The following is an 18,669-nucleotide window of genomic DNA, read 5'->3' as shown; positions in this document are numbered from 1 at the left end:
GACTTTTTTTATAAAGCATGAAGAAATGCAGTTGCAATGCCGAAATAAATTAATAAGGACAAAATATCGTTCAGCGTCGTAATCAGCGGTCCTGATGCAATCGCCGGGTCAATGTTCAGTTTATGAAGAATAATAGGGACGATCGTTCCGGCCATCGTACCGATAATCAACGTTGCAAGCAGCGATGAACCGACGACAAAACCGAGCGTTAAGTCTTTCTGCCAGACGGTTGCGACAATCGTAATCGCGATCGCACAGACGATGCCGATATAGATACCGGTTCTTAATTCACGGAAAATCAGTTTAAAGATGGTTTTTTTATTCATTTCTTCTTTAGCCAGTCCTCTGATGACGACGGCGAGTGACTGTGTGCCTGTATTACCCGTCGTTCCCGCGATCATCGGCATGAAAAACGCGAGGGCGACGACTTTTTGCAATGTATCTTCAAAATAATTCAGAATGCTTCCGGAAATCAATCCGATAAACAAAAGCAGAATGAGCCACGGCAAACGGCGGTACGCCGCAACGTACGCTTTCGTATCAAATGTAATCGCCTTACCGGAGGCTGCGAATTTTTCGTAATCTTCATCGGCTTCTTTAATCACGACGTCAATAATATCATCGACAGTGACAATACCGACAAGCACATGATTTTCTTCCACGATCGGAATGGCTAAAAAGTCATACCGCTGGATCAGCCGGGCGACTTCTTCCTGGTCTTGGAGCACCCCGGCCGAGATGACACGCGTAAACATGAGATCCTGCACTTTATCCTCAGGCTCGCCGAGAATTAAATCTCTGTAAGAGAGCACTCCGACAAGCTGCTTGCTGTCATTAATCACGTACAAATAATTTATTGATTCTGCGATTTCTGCAAAGCTTTTCAGCTTCACAACCGCATCTTTTACTGTATAATGCTGCGGAATCCAGACGAAGCGGTTCGTCATCATCCGTCCCGCCGATTCTTGCGGATAGTTCATCAAAAGCTGCACGGCCTTTGATTCCTCAGCCTCCATGCTGGATAAAAGCTGTTCTTTCAGTTCTTCATCCATCTCTTCCAGCAATGCGGCGAGATCGTCGTTATCCATTTTATTCATTGCGAGAGTGGCTTTCGTTTTACCGACTTTATGCAAAACGGCAAGCTGAAATTCCCGCTCCAGCTCTCCGATCATGTCGGTGATGTCATCAACCGTCATATATGACAGATAGCGGGCCCGGTGCTTTTCCGGCATTTCTTTAAACAAAAATGCCATGTCATAGGGCTGAAGCTCATCTATCATGTTTCGGAATTCTTTTATTTTTCCGTCCCGCAATAAAATAATTATGCGTAATATGAGTTCGTCATAGGTCATGTTTTGGACCATCGGGACTCGTACCTCCTTTACGGAGACGCGCCGTCCGTCAAGGGAAGTGCGGCGGTTTGTCTCCTCATCATGTCGTCACTGGTTATCTGGCTGTATATGGGTACTTCTTCTGACATACTCGAATGGGGAGAATCCATACTCCGCACCTCCTTATCATGCTCAGTCGTGTACGTTTTGAGGCATAAAAAAAACCTTCTGATATGAAGGCGAAAACAAGCACGGCAAATAAACGTGCGGGGCCTCCAATCGTAGAGCTTTAGCACTGTATGGCATAGGACAGCCATCCAGCTGCGTTAAGAATCACCTTATGTCGATGATTCCTGTTGACCCATTGGCGTCTTTGGACATTTTTGGGCAGCAGCGTATCTCCATACAGGAGCCTCACCTAACGAAGTTCTTATTTGAATTGACACACTGAGATTACAGAAAAAAAAGGAATGTGTCAACCTTAAATTTGTGATTTCAGCACATGCCTATAAAATAATCGGAATAAAGGCATAAAGCCCTTATTCCGGCAAATCGCTTTCATCCTCTTCTGAAAGGAAATGATAGGATTCATGCAGCATGAGCGCGTACTCCCCTTCTTTTGTCGGATGCGGTACATACTCAGCCTCGTTGATATACTGCTCTTCCCTTTTCTTCATATGACAGACCTCCTGTTCAATTTTAGATTGTCCAAAAGAAGACCCGTTATCATAGGAAAAAAATCACTTGCGGAGCGGGACATGCAGCTATATTTTTCGGATCGTGAAAAAGTTCCTAAGCAGCCACGGGCCCGGTTTGAAACCGAGCGTTAATTGCCACGCGCCGATCGCCTGCAGTCCGAACTCCCGAACGAGAACCATTTTTTCACTCATGCTCCGCACATCCTCAAACCACACTTCATGCGTTCTTCCATTTTCATCAGTATACCGGAAGTAAGGGGAACGCTCCTGCTGGGAATAACGGATCACTGATTGATGCTTCATTGCCGTTTCCATGGCGCGCTGATTGGAGATGGCGGATCCGATCGTTCCGGGACGGTACGGAATCACCCAATCATACCCGTACAGCGGAACACCGAGAATCACTTTTCTTCTCGGCACCCTGCTGATGGCAAAATTGATCGTTTGCCTGACCTCTGTCAAAGGCGCCACGGGTCCCGGCTCACTGCCGGCGTGGTGCCAGTCGTACGCCATAATGAACATATAATCGACGACGGCTCCGATTCCGCCGTAATCATATCCCCTCAGCCACGGCACTGCATCACTTGTTTTCGCCGGAACCGATATCGTTAACGCGAGCTGATGCTCTGAAAGCCGGGTTTTTAACTGCCGGAGAAATCCTGTGAAGAGGTCCCTGTCAGCTTCTCTGACCCGTTCAAAATCGATATTTACACCGCCGTATCCCTTTCTTACGGTTAAGGAGACGATATTGTTGACGAGATTCGTTCTTGCCGTCGGATTTTGCAGCACTTGATGGGCTAATTCCGGACTGAATCCCCCTTCTGTCAGATTCGTAATGACGGCAAGCGGACGCACTCTGTTCTGCCATGTGGTTTCTATTGCGGTTCTGTCGTTTAAATCGTTAATGATATCTCCATTCGGGCCAAAATGATATTCAAACAAAGAAATCGCCGAAGAATACGGCGCAAAATCATTAATTAGCTCTCTATCCGCTTCAGGCGTCCGAATGACATAAAATTGCAGGGTTCCCGCAAGATAGTTAGAGATATCAGGGATCTTCACTTTCATACCCGCCCGCAGCCGGTTCGGCGGAATATCCGGGTTTGCCTGCATCAGCTGCATCTGCGGCACATAAGCCTTACCTGCGATAACGGCATACGTATCATTCGGCTGAACCGTATATTCATTAAGAGGGATTAAAAGCGCCTGCCCCGGAACGATATTCGTTTCCTCAAGCCCGTTGACGCTTCTGATGCTGTCAACAGGGTATCCGTACTTTCTGCTGATGGAAAATAACGAGTCGCCAGACTGCACTGTATGAACAAACATAGATGTCCTCCGTTTCCTTTTGATCAAAAGGGCTCTACTTATCTTTATGAATGATCATCCGGTCCGATTCCAAACTCTGTTTGAAGAAAGGCTGTTTACAAATCAGACATGATCAACTATGATGATGTCATCATAAAAAACTGTATAGGAAACGCACTAGGGGTGCTGTTATCGGCTGAGATAAAACATGCGGTAGGCGTGTTTTGATCCCTTATAACCCGATCTGGATAATACCAGCGTGGGGAAGTGCAGATTGACCGGAGCGCAGGGTTTTTCCCCATGCGTTTTCGTTCTGCTGCTGCATATTCCCTCGGATATGCAGTTTTTTATTTTTCATTAAAAAACGGGGGAGGACACCACAACATGAAACTGAATATAAACCGCCTGTAAAATCAACTCTTTCATACATACGACTATCTGATAAGAAAGCAGGAGATCACAATGAAAAATTGGAAAATGAGAGAAATTGTCGTCATGTCCGTCATCAGTGTTGTATTTGCTGTCATTTATTTAGTATCAACTCATGCAAGCAATATAGCGGCAGGATTTTTCGGCCGGATGAGCTACGAACCGATTTACGGTATCTGGTTTATCGTCTCGGTGATTGCCGCGTACATTATTCAAAAACCGGGAGCGGCTCTCGTTTCTGAAATCATCGCCGCGTTTGTGGAGTGCTTACTCGGAAATCCGTCAGGACCGATGGTGATTCTGATCGGGATCGCACAGGGAATCGGTGCGGAAGCGGTCTTTTTTGCGACACGCTGGCGGGTGTATACCCTGCCCGTGCTTCTTTTATCCGGTATGGGGTCTTCTGTGACGAGCTTCGTTTATGACTTGTTCGTTTCCGGATACTCTGTTTTGAATCCGGGTTTATTAGCCGTCATGCTTCTCATCCGTCTGATCTCAGGTGCGCTTCTTGCCGGTCTTCTCGGCAAAGCAATCAGTGATGCGCTGGCTTACACAGGGGTGCTGAACGGCATGGCGCTCGGAAAACAATTCAAGAAGAAAAAGAAACAGGTGAACCAAGATGCAGGCATCTGAGCCCCTTCTATCGGCCGGCCGTCTTACCTTTTCTTATGATCAGGATGAAAAGCCGATTCTTCAAAACGTGTCCTTTCAGCTCCGCAAAGGAGAGCGGGCTTTATTGCTCGGGCCGAGCGGATGCGGCAAAAGCTCGCTCGCTCTCTGTTTAAACGGTCTGTACCCGGAAGCATGCGATGGGGTTCAATCGGGAACCGTGTCTTTATACGGAACACCTCTTTCACATCTGACAGAACCCGCCGCCAGATCCATCGGCGTCGTGTTTCAAGATCCGGACCAGCAGTTTTGCATGCTGACGGTTGAAGATGAAATCGCCTTCGGCCTGGAAAATTTGCAATATACAAAAGAAGATATGGACGCAATCATCGATGACGTTTTAGAAAAATTAGAGATCACTCATCTGAAAACGCGAACGATCGCTTCGCTGTCAGGCGGTTCAAAACAAAAAGTGGCGCTTGCCTGTATCATTGCGATGGAACCGGAACTCATTATTTTGGACGAACCGACGGCACAGCTTGATCCATATTCCGCACGTGAATTAGTGCGGCTGATCAAAGATCTTCAAGCAAAAAAAGGCTTCGGCCTTCTCGTTATCGAACATCAGCTTGATCATTGGGCGCCGTGGATGGATAGGACGATTGTCCTTGACGAAACGGGTCAGAAGGTGATGGACGGAGAGACGGACGTTATCTTTGAGACAAAGATTGAAGAGCTGATAGAGCTCGGCATTCCGATTCCGCGTGTGATCTCATTGCAGGAGCACGTCAGCATTCCTTTTACATTGTGTAAAGAAAAGCTGTTTCACGAACCTGTACCGTCTCTGCCCGAACCCCGGCCCGCCGCGCTTTCGGCAGAAGACGCGCTGAGCGTTCACGAGCTGTCATTCTCAAGAGGGGCAGACGTCATTTTTCAGGATGTGAGCTTTTCCGTAAAAAAAGGTTCAATCACCGCGATTGCCGGCCCTAACGGAACAGGAAAATCCACGCTCCTGTCTGCCGCGGCCAAGCTCATCCGTCCGCTGGGCGGAGACATCAAAATAGACGGCAGACCGATTGATTCCTATTCTGAAAAAGAGCTGCGGCGGCTGATCGGATATGTTTTCCAAAATCCTGAACACCAGTTTGTCACAGATTCCGTCATTCAAGAGCTGATATTCGGTTTTGAAAGCAGCAGAGCCGCAAAGGAGAAAGCTCTTCAGCTGTTAACCCGATTCGGCCTGAGACGCCATGCCTCACAGCATCCGTTTTCTTTAAGCCAAGGACAAAAACGCCGGCTCAGCGTCGCAACGATGCTTATGCACAATGTGAACGTTTTGATGCTTGATGAACCGACTTTCGGACAGGATGCCAAAACGGCGCGGGAGTGTATGCAAATGCTCCGTGAGATTCAAAAGGAAGGAACGGCTGTTTTGATGGTGACACACGATATGGAACTCGTCTCAGATTATGCCGACACGATCCTTGTGCTCTGCGGCACGAAACTGGTATTCCGGGGAACTCCCGACGCTTTATTTTCTGATAACACCGGGATCGCCGAGCAGGCGCATTTGGCTTTGCCGCTGCGGTATGAATGGATGAGACACGACAGGAGGCGGAGAAATGAACTTGCGGCTGGAGGCTGTTAACCCGTCAATAAAGGCGGCGGCTGTATTGTTATGCGTCATTATGCTGTCGTTTATTTATAATCCGTACACCCCTGCTTTGTTTTATATCATCATTGCGGGAGGCGTCCTCTCGGCGGGGCGTGTGCCGCTGAAAAAATGGCTGCTGTTCACGATTCCATTTGTCATTCTGGCCTTCGGTTCTTTATGGACAGCCGCCGTATTCGGAAACATCCCGACAACCGGAAGCAACCTGCTGTTTAAGCTCGGGCCGATTGCCGTCAACAGTGATAACGCGGCGCTTGGGATTTCTATCGCCTTTCGCATTTTATGTTTTTCCGCTTTGTCGATGATGTTTCTTTTCACAACTGATCCGATTCTGTTCATGCTCAGTCTGATTCAGCAGTGTAAGCTGCCGCCCAAGCTTGCATACGGCGTTATCGCGGGGTTCCGGTTTCTCCCTCTTCTGAAAGATGAAATCCTGATCATCCGGCAGGCGCACAGAATCAGGGGCGCGGCGTCTGATTCCGGGCTGAAAGGAAAGCTCTCCGCCTTCAGGCGCTTCACCATTCCGCTATTGGCAGGCGCAATCAGAAAGGCGGAACGCACGGCGATCGCGATGGAATCTAAAGGCTTTACGGGGAGCCGAAACCGCACGTTTTACAGAACTGTTACCGTGCGCCGCGCCGACTGGTGCTTTTTCCTGCTCGTGCTTCTGTTATTCGGCGCAAGCTGGCTCATTTCATTGTTGTTTGTATAAAAACAGGCCGCCGGAGTGATTCGGCAGCCTGTTTTGGTATGTTATTGATGATAATTGAGAGCCTGAGCGAGATTGGACTTGATCGTAATATCTGAGAAATTAATGCCGAGCTGTACAGCGGTTTGAGCGATTTCCGGCCTGATTCCGGATAAAGTGGACGTGACGCCGATCAATTTCAGCGCTTCAACTAATTTAAAAATCTGATGCGCCACCATCGTATCGACAACCACTACACCCGACAGGTCAATTAACAGATGTTCAATCAGCCGTTTTGCACATGTGCTCAGCGTATTTTCAAGAATGAATTTGGCGCGCTCCGTGTCAATATCGCCGACAAGCGGCAGCAGCGCCGTCCGTTTGCTCAGTGTGATAACCGGCGAGCTTAACTCCAAAATCATTTCTCTTTGCGCATTCAGCTGCATTTTTGAGTTATGCTCGGCATGATCGACAAACGTGTAAATCGTAAAATCAAATACTTGTACAATTAAATTCTCCCATTTTTTCCTTTCTCCCTGTGCAAACGAAGATTCATGTTTATCGGCAAACGCATCATAATAACTGACATATAGTCTCCGGTTTCTCATGAATTCACGGACCACATACTGGACGGGAGTATCCAGATGCTTCTGGTCTTTCGCAAGCTCAATCACCCACCGCTCGAACTCTTCTAAAAATTCTTTTTTCGGCATGATATACATTTTATTAATATGCCGGTAAAATTCTTTATCCTGCTCCGTCAGTTCTTCTGTGATGACGGGATTTGTCAAAGAATAAATCGAATTCGGATCCGAATCTTCCATCGTTTCGATCCACTCTTTCGCAATTTGATCCACTTGTTCTGAAAAATAGTTGTATAATGCTTCACTTATCTTCATATCTCTTCTCCTTTCCCATTTCCAATTATACCGTCAGCGGATCATGAATGAAAATAAAAGCTGTTAAACTATCCATTTATTTGAAGTTTTTTAGTGCGATAGATTACGCCTTTTTTATGAAAATGCTTCAAATGACTCTTTCCGGCCGGCATGATCTGCCATAAAATAGTAGCAACACCCTTGTATCCACTCGCAAGCATAAAAAAGGAGGGCTTTTTTATGAATGGTGAAATGCATTTGATTCCTTATGTCACGGATGAACAGATCATGGAGGTGAACGAGCTTCCAGAGGGGATTAAAGTGATTAAGGCGCCAGAGTTGTGGGCAAAAGGGTTTAAAGGCAAGGATATTAAAATCGCGGTGCTTGACACAGGCTGCGACATCAATCATCCTGATTTGAAAGACCGAATTGTCGGCGGGAAAAACTTCACCGATGATGACGGAGGCAAAGAAGACGCGATTTCCGATTATAACGGACACGGGACACACGTTTCCGGAACGATTGCCGCCAATGATTCAAACGGCGGAATTTCGGGTGTCGCGCCGGAAGCAAGCCTTTTAATCGTTAAAGTTCTCGGCGGTCAAAATGGCAGCGGCAAATACGAATGGATCATTAACGGCATCAACTACGCCGTTGAACAAAAGGCCGATATTATTTCCATGTCACTCGGCGGGCCAAGCGATGTGCCTGAATTGAAAGAAGCCGTCACAAATGCGGTAAAAAGCGGTGTTCTGGTCGTTTGCGCGGCAGGAAACGAAGGTGACGGAGACGAACGTACAGAGGAACTGTCGTATCCAGCCGCTTACAACGAGGTGATCGCAGTCGGATCAGTCTCAATCGCCCGTAAATCGTCTGAATTTTCAAACGCTAATAAAGAGATTGACCTGGTGGCTCCGGGAGAAAATATTCTCTCCACCCTTCCCAACCATAAATACGGGAAGCTGACGGGCACTTCAATGGCCGCCCCGCATGTGAGCGGAGCGCTTGCCTTAATAAAAGGGCTTGAACAGGACGCGTTTCAGCGGACGCTTTCTGAGGCTGAAGTCTACGCCCAGCTCGTGCGGCGGACCCTTCCTTTGGACATCGCCAAAACATTGGCCGGGAACGGATTTCTGTATTTAGACGCGCCTGAAGTACTGATGGAAAGAGCCGAACAGGCACAGCTGCTGTCTTTCTGATATTTTTCTCATATAATGATTAATCAGCTTGTTACATCACCAATTTTTAAAATGTGAGATTTTCTATTGACAGTGATCTGAATAAGCTGATAAGATAACCAACAAATGATGTAACTTTTCAAAAAAATTTAAATATTTTCTCTTATCGAGAGTTGGGCGAGGGATTGGCCTTTTGACCCCAACAGCAACCGACCGTAATTCCATTGTGAAATGGGGCGCGTGATTTTTGCGCCGAGACGACTGTCTCATAAGGCACGGTGCTAATTCCATCAGACGTGATCTGAGAGATAAGAGAGGCTTGCATTTTGAAGTTAAAGCCTCTTTCTCTCATGAGAAAGAGGCTTTTTTGTTACATCTCACTTAAAGGAGGAAACTTAATGACAACAATCAAAACTTCGAACCTCGGTTTTCCGAGAATCGGCTTGAACAGAGAATGGAAAAAAACGCTTGAGGCTTATTGGAAAGGTAACACTGACAAAGAAACGTTTCTTAAAGAACTTGACGGTTTATTCTTATCAGCTGTCAAAACACAGCTTGACCAACATATCGATATCGTGCCGGTCTCTGATTTCACCCATTATGACCATGTGCTTGATACAGCCGTCAGCTTTAACTGGATTCCGGAAAGATTCCGCAGCATCACGGATCCCGTTGATACATACTTTGCGATTGCCCGCGGTGTAAAAGACGCCGTTTCCAGTGAAATGACGAAATGGTTTAATACCAACTACCATTACATCGTTCCTGAATATGACGAAAGCATTGAATTCCGTCTGACGAGAAACAAACAGCTTGACGACTACCGCCGGATCAAAGAAGAATTCGGAGCGGAAACAAAACCTGTCATCGTCGGTCCGTACACATTCGTCACACTTGCGAAAGGATACGAAGAATCAGAAGCGAAAGCGATTCAAAAACGCCTTGTTCCTCTTTATGTTCAGCTGCTGAAAGAACTTGAAGCTGAAGGCGTAAAATGGGTTCAGATCGATGAGCCGGCCCTTGTGACAGCTTCTTCTGAAGACGTCCGTGCCGCAAAAGAACTCTATGAAGCGATCACAAAAGAGCTTTCAGGACTGAATGTCCTTCTGCAGACATACTTCGATTCGGTTGATGCATATGAAGAACTCGTTTCTTATCCCGTACAGGGAATCGGGCTTGACTTCGTGCATGATAAAGGCAGAAACCTTGATCAGCTGAAAAAGCACGGCTTCCCGAAAGATAAAGTGCTGGCAGCCGGTGTGGTCGACGGCCGCAACATTTGGAAAATCGATGTTGAAGAACGCCTTGATGCAGCTCTGGATATCCTCAGCCACGCTGATGTTGAGGAGTTATGGATTCAGCCTTCAAGCAGCCTTCTGCACGTGCCGGTGGCGAAACACCCTGACGAGCATCTTGAAAAGGATTTGCTGAACGGCCTGTCATACGCTAAAGAAAAACTGGCGGAACTCGGCGTCTTAAAAGAAGGGCTTCTGTCCGGCAAAGCGGCCGTCAGTGAGCAGATCGAAGAATCAAAAGCGGCACTTAAGGCTTTAAAAGCATTCGCAACAGGAGCGAACTCAGCTCAAAAAGAAGAGCTGAATCAGCTGACGGAAAAAGATTTCTCCCGTCCGGCAAGCTTTGAAGAACGATTGGCGCTGCAGAATGAATCACTCGGTCTTCCCCTTCTGCCGACGACGACAATCGGAAGCTTCCCTCAATCTGCAGAGGTGCGGAGCGCACGGCAAAAATGGCGGAAAAAAGATTGGACGGATGAACAGTACCAAGCCTTTATTAATGCGGAAACGAAGCGCTGGGTTGACATTCAGGAAGAAATCGGCTTAGACGTGCTCGTTCACGGAGAATTCGAGCGTACGGACATGGTCGAATACTTCGGTGAAAAACTGGCCGGATTCGCCTTTACGAAATATGCATGGGTGCAGTCTTACGGTTCACGCTGCGTACGTCCGCCTGTCATTTTCGGAGATGTCGAATTTATCGAACCGATGACGGTAAAAGATACGGTCTACGCCCAATCGCTGACGGAAAAACACATGAAAGGCATGCTGACGGGACCTGTCACCATCTTAAACTGGTCATTCCCGCGTGTGGATATTTCAAGAAAAGAAATCGCCTTCCAGATCGGGCTTGCCCTCAGAAAAGAAGTAAAAGCGCTTGAAGATGCCGGTATTCAGATTATCCAAGTGGATGAACCCGCGCTCCGCGAAGGACTGCCGTTAAAAACGCAGGATTGGGATGAATATTTAACTTGGGCCGCAGAAGCATTCCGGTTAACGACGTCTTCTGTGCAAAATGAGACGCAGATTCATACGCATATGTGTTACAGCAACTTTGAAGATATCGTAGATACGATCAATGATCTTGACGCGGATGTCATTACAATTGAACACAGCAGAAGCCACGGAGGATTTTTAGAATATTTGAAAGAACATCCTTACGTGAAAGGCCTCGGACTCGGTGTTTACGACATTCACAGCCCGCGTGTGCCGGCAACTGAAGAAATCTATCAAATTATTGATGACGCGCTTGAAGTGTGTCCGACTGACCGCTTCTGGGTAAACCCGGACTGCGGACTGAAAACAAGACAGCAGGAAGAAACCGTTGCGGCATTAAAAAATATGGTCGACGCCGCGAAACAGGCACGAAAAAAACAAGCTCAGCTTGTATAATGAAAACAGCCATCCGTAACTTGCGGGTGGCTGTTTTTTCTGGGCGTGCTACTTATTCTTCAGCGCCTTCGCAAGTTCACTTAGTGAATCATGCTGCTTAATTTGATAGCCCCGCCCTTCTTTTTGCAAATACCCTTTTTGGCAGAATTGCGTCAGCACATGCAAGAGATGACGGTAAGATACACCCAAATAATCACAGACCGTTACGTGCTTCTCTTTATAAACCCCTTCATAAGCCGTCTGCAAAATAAAATCGGCCAGCCGGTTTTCAAGCGGGAACGCCAGACTTTGTGAATATTTCGAAGCCATAAGCGTTGCCTTAGCACTTAAAAACTTAGCCAATTCACGCAGGAATTTCGCATCCTGCAGCAATTGCGCGCGGCAGCGGTAAATAGGCAGAGCAAAACAAACAGTCTTCGCTGAGGCTTGAATTCCTTTTGTGTAATACACTTCATGTAATAGTTCCATCTCTCCGATGTAATCATTTTTGTTGATAAAATTAATTAAAGAAACTTTCCCGTTTTGATGGGTTACATATATTTTCGCTTTTCCTTCAAGCACGTAAAACAGGAAGTCAGGCCTCCTGCCCTCTTGAATAATCCATTCGTCCCGCTCATATTCGCGCACTTCCATAAACTCTTCAGCGGGGAAAGAGAATAAATGCGCGATTGAGTGTTTTTCTAACTGATGCCGCTTTTTCTCGCCTTTATAAATTTCCATCGTCCACCCCAAAAATATGAGATATCTCATATTGTCTTTATGTCTTTACATGATAACATGCCAATTAAAGGAGGAACGGGAATGAAAGCATATCGCTGGATGAGTCTGCATTTTTTTAGTTTTTTTATGACATGGGGTGTTTTTCTGCCCTATTGGACGGGATGGATGGTGCATATAAAAGGGGTTTCCGTATCCGAAGCCAGTTTCATTATGAGCCTGGGCTTGGCGGCAAGAGGGATTTCCACATTATTTTTCTTCCCTTATTTATCAGGAAAATTCAGCAGCAAAGCCTTATTAAACGGCGCCAGAACCGGGACGCTTCTCGCACTTTTATGTTATATTCCCGCTGATTCTTTTCAAAGCCTGCTTCTTGTCACATTAGTGCTGCATGTGTTTTACCCTGCTTTAATGCCTGCTTTAGACAGCGCTTGCGGCGTCCTTGTACAGCATAACGAATTAAAGGCCTATGGGACAAGCCGACAGTGGGGGTCCGCGGGTTTTGTTTCAGCCGGCGTCATCCTGTCCGTCTTTACAGGTATATTCGGAGATCAAGCGATTTTATGGGCACTGCTTTTGGGCACCCTGATATTCGCATGCCTCAGCTTTATGCATGCGCCAGCTGTTCTTTCAAAACGGCCGGAAACAGACCGCGCAAGAAAAGAGGGCATGTTTGCCTTATTCCGCATCAAATATTTCGGTCTGGTGCTCGCAATCGTTATCTTACTGCATGCGGCACACGCGTCTTATTACAATTACGGTTATCTCTTTTTGCAGGAAATCGATGCGCCCGCATATGCCATCGGAATCATCATCAACATCGCCGTTCTCGCGGAGATTATCTTCTTTGCAATCGCTGACCGATACTTTCATCAATTTACGGCAGGCTCTTTGCTCGCCTTGGCGGCGCTTGGTGCTACCGTACGCTGGATACTCGTATTTGCCTTTCCGCATGTCATCATTTTCTGTATTGCGCAGACGCTGCATGCCTGTTCATTCGCGATGGGACACTATGCATTTATGAAATACTTAATTAAAAATATTTCACCCGCGCAAATCCCGAAAGCCCAAGGCATATATTCAGCGCTTGTTCTCAGCTGGAGCACTGCGGTATTTACTATTTTCGGAGGTTTTTTATATGAAATTGAACCCCGGTATGCCTTTATCGGAATGATTGTTTGTACGATCCCATCCATGCTTCTCGCCCTTTTATACAGAAAACTTGAAATGAAAAAGAGAGTTTTTGCAGGAAACGCACAAGATATATAGCCATCGCTTTATAGACGATCACATGTCCCGCTGTCATTTTGACCGATTTGCGAATGCTGTGCGATGTATTTTCTCTATATTTAAAGTATTTCCTTCATATATGATGAAATCAAAAACAGCGGTATAACCCGCTCAATTGGTTTATAAAGGGAATCCATTCAGAAACTTGGACAGAATCAGTGAATATACTGATACAGTACTGCTTACGCTCATTTGGGGGAACTTTGTTCGTAATAAAATGATTTTCAGCCAACTCATAAGGAGGGACATTGTGTCACAGCCTAATTTGCCCAATATCACCCCTGTCGTTACACTTTCCAGAGACGATACCATTAACCTTCTTCTTTCGTCAATTGCTATGGAAGAGCTGGGAATGGCACATATTCTGAATGCGGAAGGGGAAAAAATCCAATACGCGCTCGGAACGATTCCCGGATTAACAGGGCCCCCGTCAAGTCTTGCGGATATTCTTAACCTGAATGAGAGCGTCCGTGATACGCTTGACAGCTTAATGAAACAGGAGCTTCTTCTCGGTTCAAAATTGGACAGTATCTCAAATATCCCTACACTGGCGGGACCGACTGGTGCTACGGGGCCGACGGGACCTACGGGAGCAGTCGGACCGGCCGGAGCGACGGGGCCAACCGGAGCGATCGGACCTACGGGGGTCACCGGTGCGGGTCTTCAAGGGATTGTTGCTTTTAATCCGCTGATTGCTCCCACTTATACACCCGGACAGGTTGTATTGTATAACGGCAGCTCCTATGTCGTGAACGTAAACAGCCCGGCGGGAACCCCCGGAGCCTCAGCTGACTATACACTTTTAGCTGCGGCGGGAATCACTGGCGCTACTGGCGGCACCGGACCGACCGGAAGCACCGGAACAAGTCTGACAGCCACTTCCGGCTATGCGAGCAATACGGGCGGCGGTGTTGTCGCAGTTATTGTGGGCGGCACGACCATTTCCTTACCGAATGAACAAAACCTTTCGGCAGATATTACGGCTAATGCCGCAAATACCATATTTACCGTTGCTCCGGCGGGACGGTACTATATTTCCTACCATATTAATTTAACGGCCGGCTTGCTTGTAAGTTCGCGTATTTTAATCAACGGCACTCCTCCTGCAAGTTCGATTATCGCCCCGGTCGCGTCTTTGGCAAACTTTAATAACTCCTTTATTGTGACTTTGCCAGCAGGCAGCACCATCCAGCTTCAGCTGTTCGGATTATTGGGTGCGGCCACATTGCTTGGAGGAAGCGTCGGTGCAGCTTTAAACATTATTCGATTATCTTAATGGAACATGCAAAAAAAGGATCAGGCGTTTGTCCGCTGATCCTTTTTTAATTGAGACAGAAGTTCTTTCGCGGGTTTAAATTGAGGATTGAACTTCACGGATTTTTTGGCGTAAGCGATGGCCGTCATATCATGGTTTAATGCAGCATGGCATTTCGCCATATAATAAAAGGCTCTGAAATCGGCGGCACCTTTTAAAATGAAGTGATCAGCGTTTTCTCCTTCAACCTGCGTTCCGTATTCAAATGCTTTGATTGCCGCTCTGTACTTTTCCAAATGATATAATACAAGGCCTTTATAATAATGAAGATTGCTGTAATCAGGATATAGCTTGAGCACTTTTTCAATCCCTTGTTCGGCTTCTTCATACCGTTTGAGCTCAAGCAATATTGTATATTTCAAATAATACAGGAGAGACGGAGGCATTCGTTTTTCGCTTAAAAATTGAAAAATTGAGCCGTTGACAAGATGTAATGCTTTTTCATAGTCTTTGATTCTGTAGCATTCACTTGCCAAATGATAGACAAGCCACGGATCAGGATTTTCCTCTGAAAGCTCTTCATTTAAAATGCTGATATTCCGTTTATGTTTTTGCTTGATCTTTTCTTCCTGCTCCAAGTAGCCGTAGTGATGAATCACACATGGGAGCGTGAAAAAAGCATTGTTTTCTTCCTCATTGGAAGCCGAGATATTCTCGTGAATTCTGCCTTGATACAGAAGGCCTTTATGATTGCGGAACAGTCTCGGCTGCATGCTTTCAAACGCTTCATTTTCATCGAGCTGCTTCCCCGTATAATTGATGATTTTCAAAAGGCCCCGGCTCGGTAATCCGTCATGAAGCAGCGAAGTTAAAAAACGGCCCGTCTCCTGATCGAGCTCTTCATCTGCGTCAAGCACTAAAATCCAATCTCCTTCGGCATGCTGCAGGGCGTAATTTCTGGCCTTTGCGAAATCATTCTCCCATTCGAAATCAAACACTCTTGCCTGAAAGCTTTTGCAGATATCTTTTGTATTATCTTGTGATCCGGTGTCTGCGATGACGATCTCATCAACGATGTCTTGTACACTTGATAAACAACGGGAGATGTATCTCTCCTCGTTTTTCACAATCATGCAAAGAGTCAGTTTACATTCAGCATTTCCGCTCATTTTCTCACCTTTCCCGATTTTGGAGTTGTTGATTGAACCAAGGCCGTTCAGGAGTGCCGTTCATCGTGATGATGACAGGCCGCACCCATCTGACGGCAGGTTCGGCAGTTTCCGTATTCCATTCCTGAAGCTGCCTGACAGCCCGCTTCGTAATCGGATGCGCCCGGAATTCGCGCGGGCTTTCAGAAATGAATTTTTTCGTTCGTTCCGTAACTGTCTTCATTTCAAAAAAGTGCCGCTCATACATCTGCTTCTGCTCTTCTTCCAAGCTGATCATTAAAAACAGACGGCCGCCTGTTTCCATCTGCCAGCGGCACAATGCGGAGAACAGCCTGATTTCTTCTTTGTAATTTGAACCCCTTCTTTTATCCACGGTCACAGATAATATATGTAACAGCGCCATCGTGAGACAATGCAAGGCTTCAAAAGATGCCTGTTTCGCTTTTGAGATGCTTGGATACGGCATATGCTTCACCCGTCTCTTTTTTTATGAACGCTCCCCGCCTTTTTTCTTCCAATCGCAGTCCTCACAATCCCCGCACTCACAGCAGCCAATGCGGCCGTAAAACAGGCCGTCACACGGATCTTCCGGATCACTGGGATCGTCCGGATTCCACGGGTCATCAGGATCGCCCGGATCACTCGGATTACTTGGATCATCCGGATTCCACGGGTCATCAGGATCGCCCGGATCACTCGGATTACTCGGGTCGTCCGGATTCCACGGGTCATCAGGATCGCCCGGATTACTCGGATTGCTTGGGTCGTCCGGGTCCATACAGGCTTCAGAATCCTGTAAGAAGATAATGTCCTCAAGCTTCGTCTGCAAAAGGAGTTGTGATTTCATGACGGTGCGCAGGAGCCGTTCAGTGCTTCTATTGATTGATGACAATTCCTCCAAGGAGGGATCGCCGGAAGCGCCGAGAAACATTTGAATCCTTTCCGCTTCCGCCTGCAGAATATGGGATAGTCCGATTTCTTCCATAGCCACGGATGAAAGAAGGAGGTTCAGGGTCTCACATCTGGAGAGTGTAATGTCGGGGGTGATGTTCGGTATGTTTGGAAGAGACATCGATTTCTCCCTCTTTTCTCTTGGTGTCATTATGCAAAAGTGCTATATCGTATTCTTATTCCGGGAGAGAAGAGATCATTACTGATGTTTTCGTTAATAAAATATCCCGGATATAAAATCCGGGATATTCGTTCGTTGATTTATTTTAATTCAAGTTTGACGTCTACATTTCCTCTTGTTGCTTTTGAATACGGACAGAACTCGTGAGCGGCGTGCACTAGCTTCTCCGCCGTTTCTTTGTCAAGATCTTTTGTATCAATGACGAGCGTTACGCCGATTTTGTAACCTCCGTCACTCTCATCTTTTAAAAGGCTGACCTGTCCTTCAATTTCAGAGGTCATGTCGATTTTTTGTTTTTGGGCGGCGAGCTCAAGCGCTCCCCCGAAGCAGGCAGCATATCCTGCCGCAAAGAGCTGTTCAGGGTTTGTGCCGGTTTCTCCGTCTTTTTTTGCATTCGGCATGATGATGTCAAAATCCAGCACCCCGTCTTCGGATTTAATATGTCCTGCTCGTCCGCCGACTGCGGTCGCTTTTGAAGTAAATAATGCCATTATTATCAGCCTCCTCATTGTACTTACTGTATATATTGCCCCTGCTCATATTTTTAAACATGATTGGAATAGGAAATGGTTCGTTTTTCAGCTACAATAGGGGTAACGTTAACAAACAAAGAGTTGGTGAAAGAAGTAATGGCAGAAAAAGATTTTGAACATATGAAACTGGAGAATCAGCTTTGTTTTTTGCTGTACGCAAGCTCAAGGGAAATGACGAAACGGTACAAACCGCTGCTTGATAAGCTCAACGTAACTTATCCCCAATATTTGGCACTGCTTTTATTATGGGAGCACGAAGAACTGAATGTGAAACGGATGGGTGAGCTTTTGTACCTGGATTCCGGAACGCTGACACCGATGCTGAAACGGATGGAGCAGCACGGAATCATCATGAGAAAGCGGTCGGCTGAAGACGAGCGATCCGTGACGATCAGGCTCACAGATGAAGGACGGGCCTTGCAGAAAACAGCGGCGGATATTCCCATTGCCATGCTGGAACAGACGGGACGGTCAAAAGAGGAATTAAAGCAGTTAAAGCAGTCGCTTTATGAGGTTTTGAATACGCTGCACGGCAAAAAATAAGGATGCCCCGAATGGGCATCCTTATTTTTATTCTGCTGCCAGAAGCTTCACTTCAATATTTCCCGCTGTCGCTTTTGAATACGGGCAGACACCGTGCGCTTTTTGGATAAGGGCTTCAAGCTCCTGTTTATCAATGCCGGATGCTTTGACCTCAAGCGTAACGCCTAGTTTATATCCTTGGTCTGCTTCATCTTTCAGCAGACTGACATGCGCAGTGACCTCTGTTTCAATACTCAGACGCTCTTTTCTCGCTACGAGCTGAAGAGCGCTGTCAAAGCAGGCTGAATATCCTGCGGCAAACAGCTGTTCAGGGTTTGTAGCATGTTCGAGCCGTTTTGCTCTTGGCGTTCCCGGCATGGCAACATCAAGATTCAGCACTCCGTCAGAAGACGTGACTTTCCCTTCACGTCCGCCGGCGGCTGATACGGTTGCAGTAAATAATGGTTTTGTCATGTGAATTCACCTCTATTATATTGCGTACAATTTAATTTTACACAATATAATAGAGGGCGTCAATCTTTCCGCATAAAAAAAGCCTACCCTTTTTGAAG

18 protein-coding genes and 3 riboswitches are annotated in these 18,669 nt (G+C 46.6%); of the genes, 8 read left to right on the top strand and 10 right to left on the bottom strand.

Annotation, left to right across the window (positions count from 1 at the left end):
* Positions 1–8 precede the first annotated feature (8 nt).
* The 3 genes from mgtE to NSQ37_RS12520 all read right to left on the bottom strand — a co-directional run bounded on the left by mgtE (position 9) and on the right by NSQ37_RS12520 (position 3,358).
* Positions 9–1,364 carry a magnesium transporter gene (gene mgtE / locus NSQ37_RS12530; RefSeq protein ID WP_012117400.1) on the bottom strand — a complete coding sequence of 452 codons (1,356 nt, stop codon included), beginning with the start codon at positions 1,362–1,364 and terminating at the stop codon, positions 9–11.
* Positions 1,365–1,598: 234 nt separating this feature from the next.
* A riboswitch (M-box (ykoK) riboswitch) is annotated at positions 1,599–1,764 on the bottom strand.
* A gap of 106 nt (positions 1,765–1,870) precedes the next feature.
* On the bottom strand, positions 1,871–2,008 hold the full coding sequence (locus tag NSQ37_RS12525; RefSeq protein WP_003154740.1) for a transcriptional regulator SplA domain-containing protein: 138 nt from the start codon (positions 2,006–2,008) through the stop codon (positions 1,871–1,873).
* 87 nt (positions 2,009–2,095) lie between these two features.
* A complete protein-coding gene (locus NSQ37_RS12520) occupies positions 2,096–3,358 on the bottom strand; it encodes a glycoside hydrolase family 18 protein (protein WP_007407217.1) in 1,263 nt (420 codons plus the stop codon).
* 148 nt (positions 3,359–3,506) lie between these two features.
* A riboswitch (TPP riboswitch) is annotated at positions 3,507–3,620 on the top strand.
* Between the two features lie 179 nt (positions 3,621–3,799).
* Between NSQ37_RS12520 and NSQ37_RS12515 the strand changes: the two genes are divergently transcribed.
* The 3 genes from NSQ37_RS12515 to NSQ37_RS12505 are packed head-to-tail and all read left to right on the top strand — an operon-like array spanning position 3,800 to position 6,759.
* On the top strand, positions 3,800–4,399 hold the full coding sequence (locus NSQ37_RS12515) for an ECF transporter S component (protein ID WP_025284635.1): 600 nt from the start codon (positions 3,800–3,802) through the stop codon (positions 4,397–4,399).
* Positions 4,386–6,023 carry an ABC transporter ATP-binding protein gene (locus NSQ37_RS12510; protein ID WP_253613035.1) on the top strand — a complete coding sequence of 546 codons (1,638 nt, stop codon included), beginning with the start codon at positions 4,386–4,388 and terminating at the stop codon, positions 6,021–6,023. Before NSQ37_RS12515 ends, NSQ37_RS12510 begins: the two co-directional genes overlap by 14 nt.
* On the top strand, positions 5,998–6,759 hold the full coding sequence (locus NSQ37_RS12505; protein WP_012117396.1) for an energy-coupling factor transporter transmembrane component T family protein: 762 nt from the start codon (positions 5,998–6,000) through the stop codon (positions 6,757–6,759). The genes NSQ37_RS12510 and NSQ37_RS12505 overlap by 26 nt, the downstream gene beginning before the upstream one ends.
* 41 nt (positions 6,760–6,800) lie before the next feature.
* On the opposite strand, the gene NSQ37_RS12500 is transcribed toward NSQ37_RS12505, so the two are convergent.
* A complete protein-coding gene (locus tag NSQ37_RS12500) occupies positions 6,801–7,634 on the bottom strand; it encodes an STAS domain-containing protein (protein ID WP_059367122.1) in 834 nt (277 codons plus the stop codon).
* A 219-nt stretch (positions 7,635–7,853) separates the two neighbouring features.
* Between NSQ37_RS12500 and NSQ37_RS12495 the strand changes: the two genes are divergently transcribed.
* Positions 7,854–8,813, top strand: coding sequence for a S8 family peptidase (locus NSQ37_RS12495; RefSeq protein ID WP_007407222.1), 960 nt, complete (start codon positions 7,854–7,856; stop codon positions 8,811–8,813).
* A gap of 139 nt (positions 8,814–8,952) precedes the next feature.
* Positions 8,953–9,107, top strand: a riboswitch (SAM riboswitch).
* Positions 9,108–9,190: 83 nt separating this feature from the next.
* Positions 9,191–11,479: a 5-methyltetrahydropteroyltriglutamate--homocysteine S-methyltransferase gene (gene metE, locus NSQ37_RS12490; protein ID WP_076423999.1), complete on the top strand. Its 2,289-nt coding sequence runs from the start codon at positions 9,191–9,193 to the stop codon at positions 11,477–11,479.
* Between the two features lie 48 nt (positions 11,480–11,527).
* Here the strand turns inward: metE and yeiL are convergent, their stop codons facing one another.
* Positions 11,528–12,199: a transcriptional regulator YeiL gene (gene yeiL / locus NSQ37_RS12485; RefSeq protein ID WP_167340621.1), complete on the bottom strand. Its 672-nt coding sequence runs from the start codon at positions 12,197–12,199 to the stop codon at positions 11,528–11,530.
* Positions 12,200–12,280: 81 nt separating this feature from the next.
* Between yeiL and NSQ37_RS12480 the strand changes: the two genes are divergently transcribed.
* Positions 12,281–13,465: an MFS transporter gene (locus NSQ37_RS12480; protein ID WP_167340620.1), complete on the top strand. Its 1,185-nt coding sequence runs from the start codon at positions 12,281–12,283 to the stop codon at positions 13,463–13,465.
* A 271-nt stretch (positions 13,466–13,736) separates the two neighbouring features.
* Positions 13,737–14,762 carry a BclA C-terminal domain-containing protein gene (locus NSQ37_RS12475; RefSeq protein WP_069007506.1) on the top strand — a complete coding sequence of 342 codons (1,026 nt, stop codon included), beginning with the start codon at positions 13,737–13,739 and terminating at the stop codon, positions 14,760–14,762.
* Positions 14,763–14,782: 20 nt separating this feature from the next.
* Here the strand turns inward: NSQ37_RS12475 and NSQ37_RS12470 are convergent, their stop codons facing one another.
* The 4 genes from NSQ37_RS12470 to NSQ37_RS12455 form a co-directional block, all read right to left on the bottom strand.
* Positions 14,783–15,910 (bottom strand): glycosyltransferase, encoded by a 1,128-nt coding sequence (locus tag NSQ37_RS12470; RefSeq protein WP_007407227.1) that lies wholly within the window; start codon positions 15,908–15,910, stop codon positions 14,783–14,785.
* Between the two features lie 4 nt (positions 15,911–15,914).
* Positions 15,915–16,376, bottom strand: a complete 462-nt coding sequence (locus NSQ37_RS12465; protein WP_007407228.1) for a hypothetical protein — start codon at positions 16,374–16,376, stop codon at positions 15,915–15,917.
* A gap of 21 nt (positions 16,377–16,397) precedes the next feature.
* On the bottom strand, positions 16,398–16,982 hold the full coding sequence (locus tag NSQ37_RS12460; protein WP_007407229.1) for a hypothetical protein: 585 nt from the start codon (positions 16,980–16,982) through the stop codon (positions 16,398–16,400).
* 140 nt (positions 16,983–17,122) lie between these two features.
* Positions 17,123–17,533, bottom strand: a complete 411-nt coding sequence (locus tag NSQ37_RS12455; RefSeq protein WP_003154758.1) for an organic hydroperoxide resistance protein — start codon at positions 17,531–17,533, stop codon at positions 17,123–17,125.
* Between the two features lie 75 nt (positions 17,534–17,608).
* On the opposite strand from NSQ37_RS12455, the gene NSQ37_RS12450 reads away from it, so the two are divergent.
* Complete coding sequence (locus NSQ37_RS12450; protein ID WP_020953982.1) at positions 17,609–18,118, top strand: MarR family winged helix-turn-helix transcriptional regulator; 510 nt, start codon at positions 17,609–17,611, stop codon at positions 18,116–18,118.
* 27 nt (positions 18,119–18,145) lie between these two features.
* On the opposite strand, the gene NSQ37_RS12445 is transcribed toward NSQ37_RS12450, so the two are convergent.
* Positions 18,146–18,571, bottom strand: coding sequence for an organic hydroperoxide resistance protein (locus tag NSQ37_RS12445; protein ID WP_007407231.1), 426 nt, complete (start codon positions 18,569–18,571; stop codon positions 18,146–18,148).
* Positions 18,572–18,669 lie beyond the last annotated feature (98 nt).

Origin of the sequence: Bacillus sp. FSL P4-0334 (assembly GCF_038004825.1) — a bacterium.
In the GTDB taxonomy this organism is placed as follows: Bacteria; Bacillota; Bacilli; order Bacillales; family Bacillaceae; genus Bacillus; species Bacillus velezensis.
The sequence above is the reverse complement of the archived record's forward strand: the minus strand, read 5'-3'. Positions and strand labels throughout refer to the sequence as shown.